We start from the raw sequence: 23,334 nt of genomic DNA on the forward strand, positions 1-23,334 counted from the left end.
GTCTGTGCCCGGTTATCCCACGGTGCGGGTCTCGGCGCCCCACAGCGCCCAGCTCGCGCGGCGCCTGCGGGCCTTTCAACCCGACGTCGTCCACCTCGCATCGCCCTTCCTGCTCGGCTGGCAGGCGCTCGCCGCCGCCGACGACCTCCGCTTGCCGACCGTCGCCGTCTACCAAACCGACGTCGTGGCATACGCCAGCCGCTACGGGTTGCCGCGGGCGACCGTGCTCGCCGAGCACCACCTCGCGCGACTGCACCGGCGTGCCACCCTGACGCTGGCGCCGTCCACGGCATCCATCGATCAACTCACGGGGCTGGGCGTCGACCGGGTTTCGCTGTGGGCACGCGGGGTGGACCTCGAGCGGTTCCACCCGGGTCGTCGCAGCGAGCAGTGGCGCACACAGGTCGCCCCCGGCCAGATCATCGTCGGCTACGTCGGCCGACTCGCCCCCGAGAAGCAGGTCGGTGACCTCGCCGTCCTGCGGGGGATTCCCGGCGTCCGCCTGGTCGTCGTCGGCGATGGGCCCGAGCGGGCCGCGCTGCAGCGACTGATGCCGGATGCCGCATTCCTCGGACACCTCTCCGGATCCGCGCTGGCTGAGGTCGTCGCGAGCTTCGACCTGTTCGTGCACCCCGGCGAGAGCGAGACGTTCGGGCAGACCATTCAGGAGGCGATGGCCAGCGGCGTCCCCGTGATCGCCACCGGTCGCGGCGGCCCACTCGACCTCGTCCACAGCAGCATCGATGGCTGGCTGTATCGTCCAGGGGACTTCGGCGAACTGCGCGCGCGGGTGGCAGACCTCGTCGGCGATCCCGCGAAGCGGCGTGCCTTCGGAGCCTCGGCGCGGGATGCCGTGGGTTCGCGGTCGTGGCCCGCTCTGAGCGTCCGCCTGGTCGAGCACTACGAGCGTGCGCGGAGGCTGCACCGTCTCGACGACTCGCGGGGTCGGCGACGCGCACTCGCGTATCCGCGACCGGACGAGCGCGACGCGGCATCGCGTACCCCGCCATGGCGGCGGTATGTCGCGCTCGGCGACTCGATCACCGAAGGCCTGTGCGACGCGTCGCGGATGCCCGATGGTCACTATCGCGGCTGGGCGGACCGGCTCGCGCACCTGCTTGCGCTGTCCGGTGGGGGCGGCGCCGCGAAGGGCGATTTCCGCTACGCGAATCTCGCGGTGCGCAGCCGCACCGTCGCGCACCTGATCGATGAACAACTGCCCGCCGCACTGCGGCTGCGCCCTGATCTCGTGTCCGTGCTGATCGGTGCGAATGACCTCGTCGGCATCCGTCCCGATGTTCCGGCGCTGGCCGCGGCGGTCGAAGGAGCAGCGATGAGCTTGCGCGCGAGCGGCTGCGAGGTACTGCTCGTGACACCGTTCCTGCCCCACCTGCGCACCGCGACGCTACTGGCACGGCGTTTCGCCCGATTCAACGCGGAGCTCCGGCGGATCGCCGTGCGCAGCGGTGCGATGCTGCTCGACATCGAGGCGCATCCCGCGCTGGGAGCGCTCGAGTTCTGGGCCGACGACAGGGTGCACTTGCGCTCATCGGGTCACCGCTTCGTCGCGTATCAGGCTGCTGCGGTGCTCGGTGTGCCGGATGCCGCCGCGCTCGCGGGTCTGGATGAAGCCCTGCACGCGGACGAGGATCCACCGCGCGAGGGCACCTGGCTGCGCCGTGACGCGTTGCCGTGGGCGTGGCGTCGGCTGCGCGGCCGGACAGCGGGCGACGGGCTGTCGGCGAAGCACAGCGACTACGTTGCGATCGCGGATCCGGATAGCCAGGACCGGGCGCGACAGGGCTGAGGCTGCGTCGGCTGATAGGCTGGTGCAGGATGCCGTGGATTCTCCGCGGTACCCGGAGCAGGCCGGCAGGAAGCTGGTCCCCTGTGGTGGGTTCCCATTCCGACGAATGGTGGCTTTCGACTGGTGGCCAGCGCTGACGAGTTCGTGGCGATGTCGCGCGTCGAAATCTGCCTGTTCCTGCTCCTTCGACACGCTCGCGTGCGATACGCGCGTGCGAGCTTAAACAAAGAAGGAGAGACCTCTTGGAAGGTCCTGAAATCACCGCCGCCGAAGCCGTCCTCGATAACGGACGCTTCGGCACCCGCACGGTCCGGTTCGAAACCGGACGCCTCGCCCAGCAGGCGCAGGGCGCCGTCGCCGCCTACCTCGACGAAGAGACCATGCTGCTGTCGGCCACCAGCGCCGGCAAGCACCCCCGCGAAGGGTTCGACTTCTTCCCGCTGACGGTCGATGTCGAAGAGCGCGCCTACGCCGCCGGCAAGATCCCCGGCTCGTTCTTCCGCCGCGAGGGACGCCCCTCCACCGAGGCGATCCTCGTCTGCCGTCTCATCGACCGTCCGTTGCGCCCGTCGTTCGTCGACGGTCTGCGCAACGAGGTTCAGATCGTCGTGACCGTCCTGTCGATCGCCCCGGGCGAGTTCTACGATGCGCTCGCGATCAATGCGGCATCCCTCTCCACGCAGATCTCGGGTCTGCCGTTCTCCGGTCCCATCGCCGGAGTGCGCCTCGCGCTCATCCCCGGTCACGGCGAGCACGCCGATCAGTGGGTCGCGTTCCCGAACGCCGCTCAGGTCGAAGAGGCCGTGTTCGACCTCATGGTCGCCGGCCGGGTCCTCGACGACGGCGACGTCGCGATCATGATGGTCGAGGCCGAGGCCACAGAGAACAGCTGGAACCTCATCCGCTCCGGCGCCGTCAAGCCCAGCGAGGAGATCGTCGCGCAGGGTCTCGAGGCCGCCAAGCCCTTCATCACGGAGCTCGTCTCGGCGCAGAACGTCGTGGCGAACACCGCCGCCAAGGAGATCCAGCCCTACCCGGTCTTCCCGGCGTACACCCAGCAGACCTACGACTTCGTCGCCGAGCGCGCCTACGACCGGCTCGTGCCCATCTACCAGATCGCCGACAAGATCGAGCGGCAGAACGCCGACGACCAGGTCAAGGACGACGTCAAGGCGCAGCTGATCGCCGCCGTCGAGGCGGGGGAGCTGCCCGCGACGGCGACGCTCGAGTTCGCCGGTGCCTACAAATCGGTCACGAAGCTGATCGTCCGCGGCCGCATCCTCTCCGAGGGCGTCCGCATCGACGGTCGAGGCCTTGCGGACATCCGTCCGCTGGATGCCGAGGTGCAGGTCATTCCGCGCGTGCACGGCTCCGCGATCTTCCAGCGCGGCGAGACCCAGATCCTGGGCGTCACGACGCTGAACATGCTGAAGATGGAGCAGCAGATCGACTCGCTGTCACCCGTCACGCACAAGCGCTACATCCATCACTACAACTTCCCGCCGTATTCGACCGGTGAGACCGGCCGCGTCGGATCGCCGAAGCGTCGCGAGATCGGGCACGGCTTCCTCGCCGAGCGCGCGCTCGTGCCGGTGCTGCCCTCGCGCGAGGAGTTCCCCTACGCGATCCGCCAGGTCTCCGAGGCGCTGGGCTCGAACGGTTCGACGTCGATGGGCTCGGTCTGCGCGTCGACGCTGTCGCTGCTGAACGCGGGCGTGCCGCTGCGCGCACCCGTCGCCGGCATCGCGATGGGCCTCGTCTCCGACACCGTCGACGGTCAGACCCGCTACGCGGCGCTGACCGACATCCTCGGCGCCGAAGACGCCCTGGGCGACATGGACTTCAAGGTCGCCGGAACCAGCGAGTTCGTCACCGCGATCCAGCTCGACACGAAGCTCGATGGCATCCCGTCGTCGGTGCTCTCCGCCGCGCTGACGCAGGCGAAGGAAGCGCGCCTGACGATCCTGAACGTGCTGACCGCCGCGATCGACGGCCCCGACGAGATGGCTCCGACCGCTCCGCGCGTCATCAGCGTGCAGATCCCGGTCGACAAGATCGGCGAGCTGATCGGCCCGAAGGGCAAGACGATCAACGCGATCCAGGACGAGACCGGCGCGCAGATCTCCATCGAGGAGGACGGCACGGTGTACATCGGCGCCGTCGACGGCCCGTCGGCCGAGGCCGCCCGCGCCCAGGTCAACGCGATCGCCAACCCCACCAACCCGGAGGTCGGCGAGCAGTTCCTCGGAACCGTCGTCAAGCTGGCCGCGTTCGGTGCGTTCGTCTCGCTCCTGCCCGGCAAGGACGGTCTGCTGCACATCAGCGAGGTCCGCAAGCTCGCCGGCGGCAAGCGCGTGGAGAACGTCGAGGACGTGCTCTCGGTCGGCCAGAAGCTGCTCGTCAAGATCACCAAGATCGACGACCGCGGCAAGCTGTCGCTCGAGCCGGTGCTCGATGAGACCGCCGACCAGGAGGGTCGCGTCGCCGCGACCGCTCCCGCCCAGGTCTGACCTCGGCGCACGATCGCAGGGCGCCGAGCCCGGCGAAAGACCACGGATGCCCGTTCCTCCCGTCTCGGAGGGCGGGCATCCGTCTTTCGCGCAGGATTGTCCCCCGAATGGGGGACAGCGGCGGGCAGAACAGCAATACCGTGATGCAAGCGTTATGCAATGTTCACCGCCGGTCCCCCGCAATGATCCGTTATGTCCCAGGGTTGCCCTACTCTCGGTACTAGGCACCGGGGGGTGCTGAACAACGTGGATCCTCCTGTGCGGATCCACGAGGGGGTGGACAGATGGGTTCTTTGGACGTCGGCACGTCGCCGACTCAGACGCGCGCCGGCAGTGCACACGACCATCCGTCCGCGCCGATCCCGGTGCAGGGGGCGCCGCTGGGGACGGCGGTCCGCGTGCCCCTCGGCGAGACAGGGTTGCAGGTCTTCCCGTTGATCCTCGGCGGTGCCGAGTTCGGGTGGCACGTGGACATGACGGCGGCCCACGGCATCCTCGACGCGTATCGTGCGTGCGGCGGCAATGCCGTCCACACCTCCGATGCCTACGCCGCGGGGCGCAGCGAACACATCATCGGGCAGTGGTTGCGCGGTCGCGGGGTGCGCGACGAGATCGTGCTCGGCGTGCGTGTCGGTACGAACCCCGACCACTCCGGTCTCAGCTCCGTCAACCTCATCCGTGCCGTCGAGTCCTCGCTCACCAGACTGCAGACCGACCGTATCGACGTGCTGTATCTCGACGCGGCCAGCGACCGCACAACGAGACTCGAAGACACCCTGGCTACAGCGGAGTGGCTCGTCGAGGCGGGCAAGGTCCGTGCCCTCGGTTCGTTCGGTCATTCGGCGGCGCAACTCGTCGAGGCGCGCATCCTGGCATCGGCGGGCTACCCACGGTTGACGGTGCTCGACGTGCCGTTCAACGTGCTGCGACAGGCAGACTACGACGGCGACCTGCGACTTGTCGCCGGTGCGCAGGGGATCGCCGTCACGCCGTCTCAGGCGCTGGAGCACGGTTACCTGGCGGGGGCCTTCCGCGACAGGTCCGGCGTCGCCGACTCGGTGCGTGGCGGGCAGCTGGCGGCGGCGATGAACCGCCGCGGCACGCGCACGCTGCGGACACTCGACCGCATCGGCACCGAGCTGTCGATCCCTACGTCGGCCGTGGCTATCGCGTGGCTGCGCGCGCAGCGCGCCGTGGTGGCGCCCATCGTCAACGTCTATGCCGTGCGCCACGTGGACGAACTGGTGCAGGGCGTCGGTGCCCGCCTCAGCCGCGCTCACCTTGCCGAGATCGCCCGTGCCACGCAGTAGGGGTGGCCTGCGCCGTGGGCGCGTGCAACCCGGCATCTGCGTAGACGACTGACGTAGGCTGGGGGAGACCACAACCCCCCGGCGAGACGAGTGACTCGTGACGCACTATCTGTACCTTGTGCGTCACGGCGAGCATCTCGATGCCGAGCACGGCCTCGAGGACGGGCCGCTCTCATCGCGCGGCAAGCGTCAGGCCGAGTTGCTGGCGGACCGCTTGTCCGGCGTGCCGCTGGAGGCGGTCTGGCATTCTCCACTGGTGCGTGCTGCCGAGACGGCGCGAGCCGTCGCCGAACGGCTGCCCGCAATCACACCGCAGCCGTCCGCCCTACTGTTCGACTGCATCCCGACAGGGTTGACCCCCGACACACCCTCGATCTACGCGCCGTTCTTCGGGTCGTACACCGAGGCGGAGGTGGATGCGGGGCGGGCCCAGATGGACGATGCCGTGTCCGCATTCCTGGTGCGAAAGCCTGACACGCACGAACTGCTGATCACCCACAACTTCGTCATCGCTTGGTTCGTGCGCGAGGTGCTTGAGGCGCCGGAGTGGCGTTGGCTGACGATCAACCAGGCCAACTGCGGGCTCACCGTGCTGGCGCAGCGCACCGGACGGCCGTGGGCACTCGTCGCGCACAACGACCTCGCGCATCTGCCCATGGAGCTGCGTACCGGTCTGCCGGAGATCCCCCTGGTCTAGGCGCGACGATCCAGGTTAGCCTTTCAGGGGCGCTGCCGCGCCGTGGGGGCGAGAAAATCCGCCTCAGGTGCTGAGACTTTGCATCAGAGCGCCTTGCCGTACCAGCGGGTCGCGTTGGGGTTGTCGTTGTACGGCTCGATCGCGGTGAAGCCGGTGCGCGCATACAGGGCGCCGGCCGCCTCGAGGGTGTGGTGCGTGTCGAGGACGAGCTCGCCGGCTCCCCATTCCCGCGCGCGTCGCTCGAGGTCCTCCAGCAGCAAGCGTCCCCAGCCGCGGCCGCGCGTCTCGCGTCGCAGGTACAGGTGCTTCACCTCGTAGCGGACGCCCGCGGGACCGTCGGCCACGCGCCGGATGCCGCCGCACCCGACATCCGCGCCCTCGTCGTCCACAACGACGACGAAGACCCCGGCGGGAGGCGTGAAGACGGACGCCGCCGGGAACACCGGCCGGTAGTTCTGCCCCTTCGGGAACGCTTCGCCGCGCATCTCGAAGTACTCCGACAACAGTGTGCGCGCCCGGGTGGAGTCCGCGGGGACCGGTTCGAGACGGACCATGGATCGAGCGTAGCCGTCCCGCCTGGACCCCGTAATCTGATGGGATGACGACGAAAGTGGCCATCGTGGGCGGCACAGGCAAGCTCGGCCGGATCATCGCGGGCGTGGTCGACGCCGAAGCTGACTTCGAAACGGTCGCCGTGCTCGGGTCGTCGAGCGGTCTCGCCGAGATCGGCGGTGCCGACCTCGTCGTGGACGCCTCGACGCCCGGCGTCTCGGTCGACGTTGTGCGCGCCGCGATCGAGCGCGGCATCAACGTGCTCGTGGGGACATCGGGTTGGTCGGCGGAGCGCATCGCGCTGGTGCGTCCGTTGGTGGCTGCCGCGGGCACCGGCGCCGTGTTCATCCCGAACTTCTCGCTGGGGTCGGTGATCGGCACGGCGTTGGCCGCTGCCGTGGCGCCCCATTTCCCCTCTATCGAAATCATCGAGACGCACCCCGGGACGAAGGTCGACTCGCCCAGCGGTACCGCGGTGCGCACGGCGGAACTCATCTCCGACGCGCGCTCGGAGGTCGGACCGGTCGAGTCGCCGCACGTCGATCAGCGCGCGCGGGGGCAGCAGGTCGCGAGCGTACCCGTGCACTCCCTGCGGCGGCCGGGCGTCGTCGCCAAGCAGGAGACGATCCTGTCCAGCCCGGGGGAGTCGCTGACGATCGTCCACGACACTGTGAACCCGGGCCTCGCCTACACCCCCGGCATCCGCGTGGCCCTCGCCGCCGCCCGGGACGCGCGCGGTGTCCTCGTCGGGCTCGACGCCCTGATCGACCTCGGCCTCGGACCCCGTCACGCTTCACCGGTCGAATCTCCCGTGGATGAGGGTGCGGCGCCCGGGCAGGTCGCCCGCGCCACCGGCGCATGAGCGCGCGCGTCGGCGTCGCCGTCATGGCGGTGCTGCTGGGCGTGTACATCGTGCTCGTCGCGCAGCGCGCGTGGCTGCTGCTCGTCTCGGGTGAGCCGGTCGGCATCGCGATGGGCGTGGCGCTCGTCGTTCTTCCGATCGTGGCGGTGTGGGCCCTGTGGCGTGAGCTCAGCTTCGGGCTCGGCGCCGAGCGCCTTGCGAAGCGTCTGGAGGCCGAGGGCGCCCTCCCCACCGAGGAGATCGACGTGCGCGAGAGCGGGCGCCCCGATCGCGCGCAAGCCGATGCGCTGTTCCCGACCTATCGCGCCGCCGTCGAGCAGCATCCCGAGGATTGGCGGCCATGGTTCCGCCTCGGTCTCGCCTACGACGGCGCCGGCGACCGCCCTCGGGCGAGGCAGGCGATCCGCACGGCGATCGCCCTGGAGCGCAGCGGCCGCGGCGCGGACTGAGCGCGACGTCGGGACGGCCGATCGGGCTCAGACCGCGGCGTTGAGGTGTGCGAGCACGGCGAGGACGCGGCGGTTGGAACCGGCATCAACGGGCAGGTCGAGCTTGCCCAGGATCTGTGCGACGTGCACTTCGACGGTGCGCTCAGACAGCACGAGCCGCGCTGCGATACCCACATTGCTCAGACCCTCAGCGACGAGGGCGAGCACTTCGCGTTCTCGGGAGGTCAGTCTTGCCAACGGCTCAGTGCGACGCTTGCGGGCCAGGACCGCTCCGACCACGGCAGGGTCGACCACGAGGTCGCCGGCGATGACCCGGTAGATGGCCGTCATTAGCGCGTCAGCATCCAGAACACGGTCCTTGAGCAGGTAACCGACGTGGGAATGGCCCTCGAGAAGGTCCATGACGAGTTCCGGGTCGACCACATGCGAGAGAAGCAGGACGGCTGTGCCCGGATATTGCTCGCGGATCTGAGTCGCGCCGCGCAAGCCCTCCGCGGTGTACGTCGGCGGCATTCGCACATCCACCACCGCCGCGTCAGGTCGGTACTCATCCACGACGCTGAGCAGCCCGGCGACGTCGCCCGCTTCGGCGGCGACGTTCGCGCCCGCTTCGCGCAAGAGGTGGGCGATCCCGGCTCGGGTGACCAGCTCGTCATCCGCGACCACGACCTTCAGCGTCGCCATCACTTCAGACTACGAGGCAACCACGCATGGTGTCTCCACCCCGGGCCGACGCGGACGGATATGAGTCGCCCCCCGAGCGCGCGGACGATGTCAGCGGTGCTGCTAGACATCCCACCACCCGCTGCCGCTGTGACCGTGACGCGCCAGTCCGCTCCGACCGGTTCGATGGCGGCGACGACCGGTCCCGTCGCGGATCTCGTGCACGTCACCAAGAGTCGATAAGCCAGTTCCGAGGTCGCGGTGTCGACGCCGGTGGGCACCTGAGACAGCTCGACGGGCACCGGGCTGTGCTGTCCGACCGCGCTCCAAGCGTGCTGCAATCCGCCGGAGTCGAGCTGGGGAGGACGAATACCGTGTGCCACCGCGCGGAGCTGGTCGAGCACGAGACGCACCATTTCGGCGCAGGCTTGACGCGTCTGCGCATCCAGCTCGGGAGCTGCACGGATGGCGAGTCCCAGAGTGAGGACATGCTGCTGGGCGCCGTCGTGCAAGTCGCGTTCCAATGTCCGACGCCCACGTGCGGCAGCCGCGACGAGGCGCCCCGCGGACTCTTCGATCCGACGCGCCGTATAGGCCGCCTCGGCCGCCAGCCTGCGGTTCTCCAGCGCGAGTCGGGCAGGTCCCCGCAGCGTTCGGGCGAGCATTGGGCGTGAGATCATCCGCAGGTCGCCGCGCAACTGAACCACCCGCCCGTCCGGGCCGACGACATCGACGGCATGCGTCGCCACCGCCATCGGCCGTCCGCGTGCGTCGACGAACACCCCTTCACTCGTGGGGTAGGCCAGGCTGATCGCATCCGTTCCGAGCGCGCCGGCGAGGACCCGATCGGCATCGTCGGCCGTCGTCAGCGCGGCGACGGCCTCGCCGAGGCGCGCACTGCGAGTCGTCGCGTGCACCAGCGACGAGCCGATCACAACGACCGCCAGCGCTGCCGCAATCACGGAGCCGGAAGGCTGGGCGGCCACGCACAGCCACCAACTGACGAGGAAGGGCAGCGTCAGCACGCGGTCGCGCCGATCGCCGATCGCCGGCATGACGCACAGAGAGCAGAGGATAGCGAGGAGGCCGGCGGCGTACGCGACATCGGCGATCACAGGAACGGGCGCGAGCACGAGAGGATTGGCCCGACAGTCGACGGTGCAGCGAGGGTCGTGGAACGGATCCTGGATGACGACGGAGAGGGGTCCTGCTGCCGTCGCGCCGACGGCGGCGAGGACCATCGGCCATTGTGTGCCGTAGCCAACCAGCATGGACAGGACGAGCACCAGCGGCATCGCCGCGGATGCCAGTGCGTGCACCACGGGATCCGCGTTCACTGCCAGGCTCTCCGCAACGATCTGGGCGAGCACTCCACAGGCCACCGCGGCCACCGCGCGCGAGGGCTCCAGCGAACTGCTCGCCACACCCATCACGCCCAGAACGACGAGCGCGGCGGCCGCGACGAGCAGGAGCGCCGTCATCGTTTCGGGTCTCCGATCCTCTCCAGCGGGTTGGCGAAGAAGCCGGACAGCGGAGGCCACAACGCCTCGAACTCGGGGGTCGGCGTCCATGACGCCCTGCTGCCGTCGCGCACGAAGGTGAACTCCCACTGGCCCGTGCAATCGTCGGTCCCATCCTCGTGCATGGACAGCCGGTCGTCGTTGATCGCATAGCTGCCCTGGCATGACCGGCCGTGCGGTTCGACGAACACGAACGTGGCATCGGTGTTGAGGACGAACGTCCACGCTCCCTGGTTCAGCGCGGCTTCTTGCTGACTTCCGCCTGCCCCTGTAAGGCCCTCCGCCGACACGTCGAGTCGCCATGCGCCGGCGAGGGCGGTCTGATCACCACTGGGGCGGACCGTCGGCAGCGCGTCGGCACTCACCTGTGAACACGGCTCCGGGTGATCGACCGAGGGGTGCTGCTGCACGAGCTCGCGAGCCCGAGCGATTGCAGCCTTCGTCACGGGATCAGCGGACTCTAGTTGCGTGACCACGGGTTGCACGGACTGTCGCCAGGCGGTGAGTTGCGCCTGGTCCGCGACGGCGACGTCGCCGATGTGCAGATCGCAGAACGCACGAGCGCCCGCGGCGAGTGAGACGGTTTCATCGGTCGACCAGTCCCGCGTCGCCTCCGCGGCTCTGCGCAGCGCGTCTTGCTGCGCAGTAGTCAACCCTGCCCACACCTGCGCGTTGACGATGATCACGTTCGCCTTCACGGACAACTGCACGTTGGCGGTGATCGTGGACGGTGTTCCGCTGCTCCCGTTCTGGAATCCCGACGGCCGATCGACCGAACTCACCGACGCCGACACCTCGCCTGTGTCGATCGCCTGCCCTGCATCGTCGCCGTTGCGGGAGTCGGGAATGGCGCCAAGGGCGGTGATGACGTCCGCGGTTGCCTGGCTGGGACGGACGAGAACACGGGCACCGCTCAGATCCGACGGCTCCAGGACCGGCGCCGCGAATCCGAGCACCTGGGCCAGCTGGTCATAGGTGAGTGCGAGCCCGACCACGCCCGCGTCCTTCAGACCGTCGAGCATCTGATTCGTCACGGGATCGGCGAGAAACTGTGCCGCCTGGGCAGGGGACTCGAATACCAGCGGCGCGTTGAGTGCCTGGAGGCTCGTTGCACCCTCCAGATCGAAAGTCCGCGCGGCGACTATGCCGACATCAGCAGCTCCGTCGCGCACCATGTCTATCACCTCGCTCGATCCGTCCTCTGCGCCGGAGTAGACCGAGGGCCCCGGCTCCAGCGATACGCCGCCGCGGGACGCCTCCTTCGTTCTCGAAGCGAAATCCGTCAGGGTCTCGGAGGTCAGGCTGTTCGTGGTGTAGGCGACCGCGGTGAGTGCTAGCGGTGCCGCGTCGCCGCCCGACTTGTCCGGAGGCGGCGTCGTGCAGCCTGCCAGGAGGAGGGACACCAGGAGCGAGAGGGAGAGTGCTTTTCGGACCAGCTTTCCAGAGGCGCTGCCGCGCCGTGGGGGCAAGGAAATCTGGGTCATGTCACGAGACTTTCGCGTTAGCATGCCGAGCCTCCAAGATCTGTCGGACACCGTGTGCGGCCGACGCTACCCAGGAGCCGCGGGTGCGGCATCGGCGTCATCACGTGACCGAGCTACGCGGTGACGCGTACGGGGTATCACGATCTCCAGACGCGTTCCAAATGGCCCCGCCGACGTTGTGACTGTCCCGCCGGCAGCGGCGACTCGGTCGCGGAGCGCCGGAGTGACCGTGTGCGGCGTGGATCCGGCGCTCGTGCCGTCGTCTTCGATCGCGAGTCGGATCCGCTCCCCGGCCGGGCGCAGGCGAATCGTCCGCTGCGATCCGGGCGCGTGTTTGGCTGCGTTCGTGAGCGCCTCCGCCGCCGCGAACCACAGCGTGCGAGCGATCGTGTCGTCGACCTCCACGGGTTCGATGTCCACCATCGCGCCAAGCTCCTCGGCCATTCGCTTCAGCGCGATCGCCAGCGATCCGGCGCCCGAGAGCGGATCGAGCCCGACCGCCACCCGGGTGATGTCCTGCTCGGTGAGGGTGACGTGTTCCAGGAGCTCAGCGGAGGCGTTCGCCCGCTCGAGGCGGCGTTGCAGCACCGAGAGCGACGTGAGGGGGCCGGTACGGAGCGCATAGAGCAGCGCGGCGCGTTCTTGCTCCTCGACGTGCACCAACCGTCCGCGAAGCTCCTCCAGTTCGCGGACGCGATCGGCGACGGCGACCCGGCTGCGCACGTTGTCGGCCGCCAGTCGCAGAGCGTGGCCGACCGCGGACTGATGCCGAGCGGGTACGGGCCGCGACGAGACGAGGACGGCAGAGCGGTTGCGTGTTGGTGCGGCAGTGACCGGCGAGCCGTCGAGCCGAACCCATCGCCCAGGCGCCACGCGGATCGCCGCAAACGTCTGCGGATCTCCGGTGACACGCGCCAGCTGCGCGTCGAGGGATCTCAGCACATCGGTGCCGACGTCCAGCGCGGCGAGCCGTCGCAGTCCTGTCGCCGCGATCGATAGGGCGACCGTGCCACCGGCCAGTAGCGCCGCGTGACCTGTGAGAAGAACCCAGGGCGCGACTTCCGCCGCCCACCATCGTGCCGCGGAGATGCCGACCAACGAGCCGCCCATCGCCAGCACAGCGACGAGGTAGGCGGACGCGGCTCCCGACGCGCGGTGCGGGAGGGATCGCCACGTCCAGGCGCCGTACGCGAGAACGGCCAGGCCGAGGCAGATCAGCGCGCCGCGCGATCCGCCGGTCATCGTCGTGGCCGCCGTAGCTGCCGTGAGCGCGAGGAGTGCCCATTCCCGGTATCCCCACGCCGTCCCGGACCCCAGGATCAGGGCAGCGATCAGGGGGATCAGGTACGTCAGCGTCGCCCAGTTGAGCACGGGTGCGACGCCTGACAGATTCGGCGCGAACCAACAGATCGAGGTGATCACCAGCATGACGCCCGTGAGGCGGGTCCGTCGGGCAACCAGCGTCTGTGCCCCGGCGACCAGGAGGACGAGACCGGCCGTGATGTCGATGACGTCCGGATTGCGGCGGTGGACGAGCACCGGGATGCCGATCGCTGCGACGGCGACAAGAGCGCCCGCCAGCGGTAACGCACTCCCCACACTCATGCCACGCCGAGGTCGCATGGTCGGATGGTAGCAAGGACGGCCGCCTCGGGCACCGTCCCGTCTGGCGCGGCTCGCAACGCCGCGGACTGAGCGCTACGCCGGGACGGCGGCGGCCACGGCATCCTCGACCGTGGGATGGGCGAACGCGAAACCGGACGCCGTGAGCACCGTAGGCACGACGTGCGCGTCGCTCGTGAGCAAGCCCTCCGTCGCGTCGCGGCCGAGCACAAGCTTCAGTGCCCACTCCGGAGCGCGGGCGAGGTAGGGACGGTTCAGGTGCCGGGCGAGCGCGAAACCGAGGTCGTTCGCCGTCGCGCGCGCAGGTCCCGTGAGATTGACGGGCCCGACGAGGCCCGCATCGATGACGTGACGGATCGCCCGCACGTGATCGTCGAGCGCGATCCATGGCCACGCCTGCGTGCCGCGCCCGATCGGGCCTGACACGCCGAGCCGCGTGAGCGTCAGCAGCGGCTTCAGAACACCTTCGGGGTGCACGATGGGCGCCGTCCGCAGCAGTGCCACGCGCGCCCGATCACCCGCGCCACGCCGCGCCGCGGTCTCCCACTCGCCGCACAGGTCGGCGAGGAACGACTCGCCACGCGGGGACTGCTCGGAAAGCTCGGCGCCGGGAGCCGATCCGTAGAAACCGACGGCGGATGCCGACACGAACGCGGGCGCATCCTCACCCAGACGCCGGACGGCCGCCGCGAGAGCCTGGGTGGGCGCGATCCGCGACCAGATCAGGTCGTGCTTGTGGCGCTTCGTCCAAGGGAAGTGCCCGAGGCTCGCCCCGTTCAGCCCGACAACGGCACGCGCGCCGGCCAGGACGTCGGGGTGCAGCGGCGTGCGTCCCGGATCCCACGACACCTCGTCGGCGGTTTCTGTGGCGCGGCGCACGAGGCGCGTCACGCGGATCCCGTCGGCGCGCAACGACGCGACGAGCGCCCGGCCGATCAGACCCGACGCGCCCGCGACGACGACGCGACCCTCATCGGCGGGGACCGGCGGGGCGGGCGCACCGTCATCAGCCTCGCGCGCCCCGGCATCCGACTCGTCAGGCAAGCGTCGCCTCGAGCGTGATCTCGATCCCCTTCAGCGCGGCCGACACGGGGCATCCGGCCTTGGCCTCGTCGGCGATCCGTGCGAAGTCCTCCGCCGACAGACCCGGGACGACGGCGTTGACGTTCAGGTGCGATCCGGTGATGCCGGTGCCGGGGATGAAGGTGACGGATGCCGTGGTCTCGACGCTCTCGGGCGGGGTGCCGTTGCCAGTGAGGGCGTGCGAGAGCGCCATGCTGAAGCACGACGAGTGCGCCGCTGCCAGCAGCTCTTCGGGCGTTGTCACCGACGTCGACCCCTCGCTGCGAGCCTTCCAGTTGACCGCGAAGGGCCCCTGGTTCGAGCTCTCCAGCGCGATCTCGCCGGAGCCTTCCGTGAGGGAGCCCTTCCAGCTCGTGGTCGCTTCGCTCGTGACGCTCATGACAGTCCTCCCGGGTGTTCGGTGGGTGTGTGGTGGCGCGGCGGCGCGCCTGTCCACGAGCCTAGACGCGGCGACGCGGGGAGGGAACCGGGTGTCATGAGGTTCCCATCGTCGGGCAATCACGGGCCAACCGGTGCATTTCAGTGAGGTTAGCCTTACCATATCTAGTCATGACCCACCCCCGTTTCGGGCTGTACGACCCTCGCCTCGAGAAGAGCGACTGCGGCGTCGGCTTCATCACCCGCAAAGACGGAGTGCAGAGCCACGACGTGATCGACCGCGGCGATCAGGCGCTGTGCGCGATCCCGCACCGCGGCGGCATGTCGGCCGAGGGGGTAGGCGACGGCGCCGGGGTCAGCATCGACCTGTCGGTCGCGTTCTTCCGTGCGCTGACCGGCGTCGAACTCGAGGGCGGTCGATTCGGCGTCGGCAACTTCTTCCTGCCAGACGATCCCGCACAATGGACTCGTGCCCGCGGGCTCATCGACGACGCGTTGACCGCAGCCGGCTTGGAGACGTTGCTCGTCCGCGACGTGCCGGTGGATGCCGGTGCCGTCCGCCCCCGCGCCTTGGCGTACCAGCAGCCGATCGTGCAGTGGATCTTCCGACTCGACGCGACGGCGGAGACTGCTCACGAGCGTGCAGGAAGCGACCGCGACCGGATCGACAGTGCTGCGAACACGGTGCTGCTCGCGATCGAGGCGGAGGCGTACGCGGATCCGGACCTCGCGGGGCTCTATCCGCTCTCGTTCAGCGCGCGCACGCAGGTGCTCAAAGGGCGGCTGAACGCGGGCGAGGTCATCTCCTACTTCACCGACCTGCGTGACCCGCGGCACGCGGTGCGTTCGCTCTACTTCCACACGCGCTTCTCCACCAACACCGAACCGCACCCCACCATGGCTCAGCCGTTCCGGCTGATGGCGCACAACGGCGAGCTGAACACCGACCGCAAGAACCGCATCTCCGACGAGGCGCTCGCAAGCTCCCGTCATCGGCGCATCGTGCGCCCGCCGGGGCAGTCCGACTCCAGCCGCCTCGACCAGACGCTGCAGAGCCGCGTGTTCGATGACGGTCTCGACCTCGTCGAAGCAGTCGTCTCGCTCATGCCGCCGGCGTGGGAGAACGACCGCTCGCTGAGCCCCGGCATCCGCGCCATGCTGGAGTACTTCTCGCTCTACGAGGAGAAGAACGACGGCCCCGCGGCGCTCATCTTCAGCGACGGCGACGTGATCGGCGCGCGCCTCGATCGCCTCGGCCTGCGGCCGCTGCGCACGGTGGAGACCGGCGAGTACCTCATGGTGTCGTCGGAGGCCGGCCAGGTCTCCTTCCCCGACGACGAGGTCATCCGGCGCGGGCGGATCGAGGCCGGCGGCATGCTGTACCACGACCATCGCAGCGGTCGCACGCTCCGCACGCGCGAGACGCTGGAGATGCTCGCAGCGCGACGCGACTATCCGGCGCTGCTGGAAGACGCCCGCGTCGAGCTCGACGCGCTGCCGGCGCCGCAGTTCCACCGCAGCACCACGACGCTCGGCTACGACGGCGACCTCACCCTCGCCGGCCGCTACGTCGCCTACTCGCTGAACCAGGAGAGCTTCCGGTTCATGATGGACCCCATGCTCGCCGACGGGTCGGAGCGCATCAGCGCGATGGGCTACGGCAACGCCATCAACGCGCTCTCCGATCAGGAGGGCGGCATGGCGAAGTACTTCTCGCAGCGCTTCGCCCAGGTCACCAACCCCCCGCTCGACTCCCTGCGCGAGGCCGACGGCATGAGTATGCGGGTGGCGCTCGGTGCGAAGCCCGACGGCGGCGCGCGGCGGCGCAGGCAGCTCGTGCTGTCGTCGCCGATCCTCGGGCACCTCGACATGGTCCGCCTGCGCGAGCAGCAGGTCTCGCCGCTGCGCCGCTTCGACCTGTTGTTCGAGCCGTATCCGGAGGATGCCGACCGCAACGCCGGCTCGGTCGTCGCGGCCCTCGACGCCCTCTGCGACGACGTGGCGGCGTTCGCGCGCGAGGAGGGCGGCATCGCCCTGCTGTCGGATCGCGCGATCACCACGACCCGCGCGCCGCTGCCGCTGCTCCTCGCGATCGCCGCGGTGAACCAGCGGCTCATCGACGACGGGTTGCGGCTGCGGGTCTCGCTCGTCGTCGAGAGCGGGCAGCTGCCGTCGTCGCACCACATCGCCGCCGCGCTGGGCTTCGGGGCCTCGGCGGTCTACAGCGTGAGCGCGCGGTTGCGCGCGGAGGAGAAGTACCCCTCGGCGTCCGCCCCCGCGGGCGAGTACACCGACACCGATCGCGCGTTCGCGCGGTTCCGCAAGGCGGCGGAGAAGTCGCTGGGCAAGACGATGGGCCGGGTCGGCCTGTGCACCGTCGAGAGCTACATCGGCGGCGAGTTCTTCGAACCCAACTACCTCGACACGAGCGACCCCGTGCTTGCGCGCTGCTTCCCCCACATGGCGGCGCCGGTGGGCGGCGTCGGCTTCTCGCGCATCGCGGCCGCCGCGGCGTCGTGGCACGCGCGCGGATGCGTCGTCTCCACCGAGTCGCAGGTGCCGCTGCTCGGGCTGTTCAAGGAGCGGTCGGAAGGCGCGGGCCACTCGTTCGGCACCGCGGCGGTGCGCGGCTTCGCCGGCATGACCGAGGAGCCGCACGTGTTCGCCGGGGACGATGCCGCCGACGCCGATGACACCCCGCTCGGCCGTCTCACCCTCGGTCAGCTCGATGATGCCTTCGGACTCACCGACGAGGCCTACGTCCACACCGGGCTCTCGGCGCTGACCGAGGCGCAGATCGACGCGTTCGGCATGACGCCCGGCTATCGTGCCTTTCTCGAGTCGACCCGCGCTGAGCGAGCGGGGCGCCCGTCCGCCCTCCGCGACGTGCTGGCGCTGCCCGCGGATGTCGCGGGACTGCGCACGGCCGAAGAGTTCCACCGAGAGCTCGCGCGCTTTTCTACGACCGGCAACGCGAGCATCCTCGTGCGGGGCCTCGAGGTGCGCCACTTCGGCGGCGGACGTCACCGTGTGCGATTCACGGATGCCGCCGCGGCGACCCGCGAGCGCTATCGTGCGTTCGCGGAGTTCGTCGCAGCCCTCGTGCCCGGCGGCCTCGGTGCATGGAGCGTGGACGACGAGGGGCTCGACCTCACCGCACACGGCCCGGCGGGGGATCTGCTCGACCTGCTCGAGCCGGCGCCGGCGAGCATCCCCGTGTCAAGTGTGCAGCCGGCGCACGAGATCACCCGCCGCCTCGCCTCGGGCGCGATGAGCCACGGCGCACTCGTCGCCGCCGCGCACGAGGCCGTCGCCCACGGAACCAACATGGTCGGCGGCATGTCGAACTGCGGTGAGGGCGGCGAGCACCTCTCCCGCTACGGCACGATCCGCGGGTCGCGCATCAAGCAGTTCGCGTCAGGACGCTTCGGCATCTGGGTCGGCTACCTCGCTGACCCCATGCTCGAAGAGCTGGAGATCAAGATCGGTCAGGGCGCCAAGCCCGGCGAGGGCGGGCAGCTGCCCGCGCCGAAGGTCACGGTCGACATCGCCGCCGCACGCGGCGGTACGCCCGGCGTCGAGTTGATCTCCCCGCCGCCGCATCACGACACGTACTCGATCGAAGACCTGGCCCAGCTCATCCACGACTGCAAGGCCGCCCGCGTGCGGGTCGTCGTCAAGCTCGTCTCTTCAGAAGGGATCGGCACGATCGCGGTCGGCGTCGCGAAAGCCGGCGCCGATGTCATCAACGTCGCCGGCAACACCGGCGGCACCGGAGCGGCGGCCGTCACGAGTCTCAAGTACGCCGGTCGCTCTGCCGAGATCGGCATCGCCGAGGTGCACCAGGCGCTCGTCGCGAACGGCCTGCGCGACAAGGTCGTGCTGCGCTGCTCGGGCGCCCACCAGACCGGCGGCGACGTCGTCATGTCGGCGCTGCTGGGCGGCGACAGCTTCGAGTTCGGCACCACCGCGCTCATGATGCTCAAGTGCGTCATGGCGAAGAACTGCAACATCAAGTGCCCTGCCGGGCTCACCACCAACGCCGAGGCGTTCGACGGCGACCCTCGCGCGCTCGCGCAGTACCTCCTCAACATCGCGCACGACGTCCGTGAGATCCTCGCGCGCCTGGGGCTGCGGTCGCTGCACGAGGCGCGCGGCCGATCCGATCTCGCGCAGCTGCTCGATCACCCCGCGAGCGTCGGGCGCCTTGATGTGCGCGCCATGCTCGCGCGCGTGCCCGAGCGCCACGTCCCCGACCCGGTGTTCCTGGAGAAGCACTTCGCGGTCGACGATGCGCTCATCCGGGACGTGCGGGCCGCGCTCGTCGACCGGGGCGAGGCGAGCGTCGAACTCGACGCCGGGCGGCTGCGCAACAGCGACAAGACCGTCGGCGGGCAGCTCTCGATCGACGTCGAGCGACTGCTGAATCACGAACTCGATCGAGGGGTGCGAGCGGCGCTTCCGGCCGTGCACACCGACGAACGCGGCCGGAGCAGGCTCGCTGACAGCGCTGTGCGCATCGTCTCCCACGGCTCTGCGGGCCAGTCGTATGGCGCGTTCTGCAACGACGGCATCGAGCTCGTCCACACCGGCACCGCGAACGACGGCGTCGGCAAGAGCCAGTGCGGTGGCCGCATCGTCGTGCGCACACCGGGCGGCGGAAGCCCGACGCCGGGCGGCAACGTGCTCATCGGCAACTTCGCGCTGTTCGGCGCGACCGGCGGCCGCACCTTCGTCGAGGGCGAGGCGGGCGACCGGTTCGCGGTGCGCAACTCCGGCGCGACGGCGGTGGTCGAGGGCATCGGAGACTTCGGCTGCGAGTACATGACCAACGGCGCGGTGCTCAACCTCGGCTCGGCGGGCAAAGGCCTCGGCAACGGTATGAGCGGCGGGTTCCTCTACCAGTACGACCCGGACGGCACGATCGCGGGTCGGGTCAGCGCCGACTCGCTGCTCGTGTTCCCGCTCACCGATCGCGAGCACGGCGCGTTCCACGAGCAGGCCGTGCTGCTGCTGCTCGGCTGGCATCGGGATGCCACCGGGTCCCCACTCGCGGCGCGCCTGCTCGCGGAGTGGGAGACGACCAGGCAGCACATCTTCTGCGGCATGCCGCGTGCGCTGCTGCTCACGCAGGACGCCGACGCGATCCTCGCAGCCTCGTCGCGCAAGCACCTGCTCGACGAGCTGGCGACATCGGTGGCGACCGAGAAGCTGCGCTCCTTCAAGCGCCACTATCGTGAGGGCCGTCCCGTGCTGGGCGGCCGGGTGCCGCTGGAGCCCGCCGTCGATCGGTTCGGGTTGCTCTCCTCGTACACGGTGCTCGTCATCGCCCATGACCTCGCGCAGCGGCGGGTGCCCGGCGCGACCGGTCCCGACGACGCGCGCGTGCACGATGCCGCCCGCAAGCTCGTGCTCACCGAGGACTTCTTCGTCATGCAGAAAGTGATGAAGTACCTCCGCGACCGGCTCGATCCGCTGGACGATGCCGAGCTGGCGACCCTCATCTCCGCCCGGCGGCTCGCCGACTACACGCGTTCGCTCGAGCTGCGCAACGTGCGCGGCATGGACGCGCCCGGCACCTACGGGTGGATTCTGCACCAGCAGATCAAGAACCTCGCGCGCACCGACGCCGCGCGCTTCGACGAGCTGCTCGCCGAGTCTGCCCTCGACGACCTCGCCGCCGGTGCGGCGAAGCTGCTGGCAGGAGTACCGTCGTGAACCTGCTCGAGGCGCTGCCCGACGCGCCGTTCAGCGCCGAGCAACAGGCGTGGCTCTCCGGCTTCTTCGCCGGCATGGCCGCCGCCCGCAACGAGGACCCGACAAAGGGCACGACGGCCACGCTCACCGTCGACGTGCTCTTCGGCAGCCAGACCGGCACGAGCGAGTTCCTCGCCGAGGACCTCGCCGCCGCGGCTCGTGCGCGCGGCATGGCGGTCACGCTCCGCGCGCTCGACGACGTTGCTCTCGACACGCTTCCCGGAATGGGGCGCGTGCTCGTCGTGACGTCCACGTACGGCGAGGGGGAGATGCCGGACAACGCCGAGCTGTTCTGGGAGGCGCTGGCCGCCGACGCTGCGCCCCGCCTCGACGGCGTCCGCTTCGCGGTGCTCGCGCTCGGCGACAGCGGCTACGACGACTTCTGCCAGGCGGGAAAGCTCCTCGATCTGCGGTTCGAGCAGCTCGGTGGCACCCGCATGCTGCCGCGCGTCGACTGCGACGTGGATTACGACGAGGCCGCGAACGCGTGGATCGCCGACGTCGTGGGCCTGCTCGCGGCGGAGGCGCCGGCATCCGTTTCGGCGTCGGCCTCTGCGTCTGCGCCGGGCGCGGCGCCGGCGAGGCAACGGCCGAAGTGGAGCCGCAGGTCGCCCTACCCCTCGCGGCTCGCCGTGAACCGGGTGGTGTCGGGCGAGGGGAGTGCGAAGGAGATCCGGCACTTCGAGCTGGCACTCGGTGACAGCGGCATCGAGTATCAGGCCGGCGACGCGCTCGCGGTCGTGCCGCGCAACGATCCCGCGCTCGTAGGGCTGCTCCTGGAGCGTCTGGCGCTCGACCCCGAGACCGAGGTCGGCGGCGCGACCCTGCGCGTACAGCTGGCGCACGGCTGGGAGATCTCGACCCCTTCCAAGGAGCTGGTGGCGCTGCTCGCCGAACGCGCTCCCCGCAACGAGTTGGCCGACCTGTTCACGCGTGCCGAGCGCGAACCGCTCGATTCGTGGCTGTGGGGCAAAGACACCCTCGACCTGCTGCACGGGGCGCCCGACGTCCGCCTCGACGCGGATGACCTCGCGGCCGTGTTCCGACCGCTGCAGCACCGCGCCTACTCGATCTCGTCGAGCCCGCTGCACAGCCCTGATCGCATCCACTTGACCGTCGCGGCCGTGCGGCATGGTGGTCCTCGCGTGCACCACGGGGTGTGTTCGACGTTCCTCGCCGACCGCGTCGGCGAGGATGACCCGGTCGGGATCTTCCTGCAGCCGAACGCCGCGTTCCGGCCACCCGCCGACGACGCCGCGCCGGTCGTGATGATCGGACCCGGCACCGGCATCGCGCCGTTCCGAGGATTCCTGCAGGAGCGTGCGGCGCGCGGAGCGACCGGGCGCAACTGGCTTTTCTTCGGCGACCAGCATCGGGCTTGCGACTTCATCTACGCCGACGAGATCGAGGACTTCTCCGCGCGCGGCGTGCTCACGAGGCTTGACCTCGCCTTCTCACGCGACCAGCAGGAGAAGGTCTACGTCCAGACCCGCATGAGGGCGCAGGGGTCCGAGTTGTACTCGTGGCTGGAGGACGGCGGCTACGTGTACGTGTGCGGCGATGCATCGCGCATGGCCCGCGACGTCGAGCGCGCACTCCTCGATGTCGTGGCAGCCCAGCGTGGCCGAGGCGACGACGATGCGGCCGAGTACGTCGCGGGTGTGAAACGTGAAAAGCGCTACGTGAGGGACGTGTACTGATGAATCCGCACTCCGAGCAGCCCGACGACCCGACATGGGCACGTGATCGTGAGGGCGTGCTCACTTTGCGTCGCATACCGGCATCCGTTTCCGAGGTGACGCGCAGCCTCGTCCTGCTGGAGCGGCCCGCGGCGGTGACCGACAACGACATCGCACGCATCACCCAGATCGGCGCCTACGCGGCCCCGAGTGCGCCCGGTGGACCATTCCGGATCGAGTGCGGCCGGATCTCGGTGCGGATCGACACGGATGCCGTCGCCGGCGCGTTCCTCGCGGATCCGGACCCGCGGGCCGAGCGCGGCGGCGCATTGCCGGCGCTGCAGTTGCGCGGGCGGGGTGTGCACCCCGTGCATCGCTGTCATGCGCTGGATGACGCGGACCGGCTCGTGCTGGAAGGCCTCACCCGTGTCGAGGCGGAGCCGGCCGGTGCCCCCGACGTCCGCCTCAGCCGAGCACCGGCCCGCGCGGAGGGCGAGTTACCCGATCAGCTCGAGCGCGTCGACGACCTGATCACTCACACGCCACGGAGCGGCGTGTTCATCCCGCACCGTCACATCGAGCCCGGCGTGCTGTTCGGTCTCCTCGAGCATGCCTGCAACGTCGGGCTGCCGATCGGCATCGCTGTACTGTCGTCGGCCGTGCTGCACGCCGTGCAGGACGTGATCGAGACGGTCTCGCGCACCGGAGGGCTCACTGTCGTCACGACTCAAGATGCGATCGTCGAGGTCGCGCTCTACGCCGTGCGGCACTGCATCCTCGTGCGCCTGCACGGGGCTCACGGGCCGACTTCGGTACTCGAACTCTACGATGCCGAACTCTCGTGCATCGCACTGATCTCGCAGTTCGGCATCGTCGGTGACCGCACTCACGATGCATGGGAGCATCTCGCCGACTCCCTGCCCGACGCCATCTGATCCCGCCCTCCGGTCCCGTCTCGAT

The 23,334-nt window shown here is 69.8% G+C and carries 16 protein-coding genes; 9 read left to right on the forward strand and 7 right to left on the reverse strand.

The window, feature by feature from the left end; all coding sequences use genetic code 11:
• From WBP48_RS13890 to WBP48_RS13905, 4 genes are all read left to right on the forward strand, one after another.
• Positions 1-1,807 (forward strand): GDSL-type esterase/lipase family protein (locus tag WBP48_RS13890; protein WP_424441345.1); only part of this gene is annotated, 1,807 nt, incomplete at its 5' end.
• A 242-nt stretch (positions 1,808-2,049) separates the two neighbouring features.
• On the forward strand, positions 2,050-4,317 hold the full coding sequence (locus tag WBP48_RS13895; RefSeq protein WP_424441346.1) for a polyribonucleotide nucleotidyltransferase: 2,268 nt from the start codon (positions 2,050-2,052) through the stop codon (positions 4,315-4,317).
• Between the two features lie 284 nt (positions 4,318-4,601).
• Positions 4,602-5,627, forward strand: a complete 1,026-nt coding sequence (locus WBP48_RS13900) for an aldo/keto reductase (RefSeq protein WP_424441347.1) — start codon at positions 4,602-4,604, stop codon at positions 5,625-5,627.
• Positions 5,628-5,724: 97 nt separating this feature from the next.
• Positions 5,725-6,324, forward strand: coding sequence for a histidine phosphatase family protein (locus WBP48_RS13905; protein ID WP_424441348.1), 600 nt, complete (start codon positions 5,725-5,727; stop codon positions 6,322-6,324).
• 83 nt (positions 6,325-6,407) lie between these two features.
• Here WBP48_RS13905 and WBP48_RS13910 read toward each other — a convergent pair whose 3' ends face one another.
• Positions 6,408-6,878: a GNAT family N-acetyltransferase gene (locus WBP48_RS13910; RefSeq protein ID WP_424441349.1), complete on the reverse strand. Its 471-nt coding sequence runs from the start codon at positions 6,876-6,878 to the stop codon at positions 6,408-6,410.
• Positions 6,879-6,922: 44 nt separating this feature from the next.
• Between WBP48_RS13910 and WBP48_RS13915 the strand changes: the two genes are divergently transcribed.
• Both WBP48_RS13915 and WBP48_RS13920 read left to right on the forward strand, forming a co-directional pair.
• Entirely contained in the window at positions 6,923-7,738 is an 816-nt protein-coding gene (locus WBP48_RS13915; RefSeq protein ID WP_424441350.1) for a 4-hydroxy-tetrahydrodipicolinate reductase, read from the forward strand.
• Positions 7,735-8,187, forward strand: a complete 453-nt coding sequence (locus tag WBP48_RS13920) for a hypothetical protein (RefSeq protein ID WP_424441351.1) — start codon at positions 7,735-7,737, stop codon at positions 8,185-8,187. The genes WBP48_RS13915 and WBP48_RS13920 overlap by 4 nt, the downstream gene beginning before the upstream one ends.
• Positions 8,188-8,214: 27 nt before the next feature.
• On the opposite strand, the gene WBP48_RS13925 is transcribed toward WBP48_RS13920, so the two are convergent.
• The 6 genes from WBP48_RS13925 to WBP48_RS13950 all read right to left on the reverse strand — a co-directional run bounded on the left by WBP48_RS13925 (position 8,215) and on the right by WBP48_RS13950 (position 14,939).
• Positions 8,215-8,871, reverse strand: coding sequence for a LuxR C-terminal-related transcriptional regulator (locus WBP48_RS13925; protein ID WP_424441352.1), 657 nt, complete (start codon positions 8,869-8,871; stop codon positions 8,215-8,217).
• Positions 8,871-10,331 carry a histidine kinase gene (locus WBP48_RS13930; RefSeq protein ID WP_424441353.1) on the reverse strand — a complete coding sequence of 487 codons (1,461 nt, stop codon included), beginning with the start codon at positions 10,329-10,331 and terminating at the stop codon, positions 8,871-8,873. Before WBP48_RS13930 ends, WBP48_RS13925 begins: the two co-directional genes overlap by 1 nt.
• Positions 10,328-11,854 (reverse strand): TRAP transporter substrate-binding protein, encoded by a 1,527-nt coding sequence (locus WBP48_RS13935; RefSeq protein ID WP_424441354.1) that lies wholly within the window; start codon positions 11,852-11,854, stop codon positions 10,328-10,330. The genes WBP48_RS13930 and WBP48_RS13935 overlap by 4 nt, the downstream gene beginning before the upstream one ends.
• A 66-nt stretch (positions 11,855-11,920) precedes the next feature.
• Positions 11,921-13,477, reverse strand: a complete 1,557-nt coding sequence (locus WBP48_RS13940) for a hypothetical protein (protein ID WP_424441355.1) — start codon at positions 13,475-13,477, stop codon at positions 11,921-11,923.
• A 75-nt stretch (positions 13,478-13,552) separates the two neighbouring features.
• Complete coding sequence (locus tag WBP48_RS13945) at positions 13,553-14,521, reverse strand: TIGR01777 family oxidoreductase (protein ID WP_424441356.1); 969 nt, start codon at positions 14,519-14,521, stop codon at positions 13,553-13,555.
• Complete coding sequence (locus WBP48_RS13950; protein WP_424441357.1) at positions 14,514-14,939, reverse strand: OsmC family peroxiredoxin; 426 nt, start codon at positions 14,937-14,939, stop codon at positions 14,514-14,516. Before WBP48_RS13950 ends, WBP48_RS13945 begins: the two co-directional genes overlap by 8 nt.
• A 170-nt stretch (positions 14,940-15,109) precedes the next feature.
• Between WBP48_RS13950 and WBP48_RS13955 the strand changes: the two genes are divergently transcribed.
• From WBP48_RS13955 to WBP48_RS13965, 3 genes are read left to right on the forward strand one after another with little or no spacing between them, the layout of a single operon-like run.
• Positions 15,110-20,656 carry a glutamate synthase-related protein gene (locus tag WBP48_RS13955; protein WP_424441358.1) on the forward strand — a complete coding sequence of 1,849 codons (5,547 nt, stop codon included), beginning with the start codon at positions 15,110-15,112 and terminating at the stop codon, positions 20,654-20,656.
• Positions 20,653-22,395, forward strand: coding sequence for a diflavin oxidoreductase (locus WBP48_RS13960; protein ID WP_424441359.1), 1,743 nt, complete (start codon positions 20,653-20,655; stop codon positions 22,393-22,395). Before WBP48_RS13955 ends, WBP48_RS13960 begins: the two co-directional genes overlap by 4 nt.
• Entirely contained in the window at positions 22,395-23,309 is a 915-nt protein-coding gene (locus tag WBP48_RS13965; protein WP_424441360.1) for a hypothetical protein, read from the forward strand. Before WBP48_RS13960 ends, WBP48_RS13965 begins: the two co-directional genes overlap by 1 nt.
• Positions 23,310-23,334: the final 25 nt, after the last annotated feature.

Origin of the sequence: Microbacterium sp., assembly GCF_049661145.1 — a bacterium.
Taxonomy (GTDB): domain Bacteria; phylum Actinomycetota; class Actinomycetes; order Actinomycetales; family Microbacteriaceae; genus Microbacterium.

Coding starts and splice junctions, on each gene's coding strand:
- WBP48_RS13900 (WP_424441347.1), top strand. CDS start 4,602: ATGGGTTCTTTGGACGTCGGCACGTCGCCGACTCAGACGCGCGCCGGC.
- WBP48_RS13910 (WP_424441349.1), bottom strand. CDS start 6,878: ATGGTCCGTCTCGAACCGGTCCCCGCGGACTCCACCCGGGCGCGCACA.
- WBP48_RS13915 (WP_424441350.1), top strand. CDS start 6,923: ATGACGACGAAAGTGGCCATCGTGGGCGGCACAGGCAAGCTCGGCCGG.
- WBP48_RS13920 (WP_424441351.1), top strand. CDS start 7,735: ATGAGCGCGCGCGTCGGCGTCGCCGTCATGGCGGTGCTGCTGGGCGTG.
- WBP48_RS13925 (WP_424441352.1), bottom strand. CDS start 8,871: ATGGCGACGCTGAAGGTCGTGGTCGCGGATGACGAGCTGGTCACCCGA.
- WBP48_RS13930 (WP_424441353.1), bottom strand. CDS start 10,331: ATGACGGCGCTCCTGCTCGTCGCGGCCGCCGCGCTCGTCGTTCTGGGC.
- WBP48_RS13935 (WP_424441354.1), bottom strand. CDS start 11,854: ATGACCCAGATTTCCTTGCCCCCACGGCGCGGCAGCGCCTCTGGAAAG.
- WBP48_RS13940 (WP_424441355.1), bottom strand. CDS start 13,477: ATGCGACCTCGGCGTGGCATGAGTGTGGGGAGTGCGTTACCGCTGGCG.
- WBP48_RS13950 (WP_424441357.1), bottom strand. CDS start 14,939: ATGAGCGTCACGAGCGAAGCGACCACGAGCTGGAAGGGCTCCCTCACG.
- WBP48_RS13955 (WP_424441358.1), top strand. CDS start 15,110: ATGACCCACCCCCGTTTCGGGCTGTACGACCCTCGCCTCGAGAAGAGC.
- WBP48_RS13965 (WP_424441360.1), top strand. CDS start 22,395: ATGAATCCGCACTCCGAGCAGCCCGACGACCCGACATGGGCACGTGAT.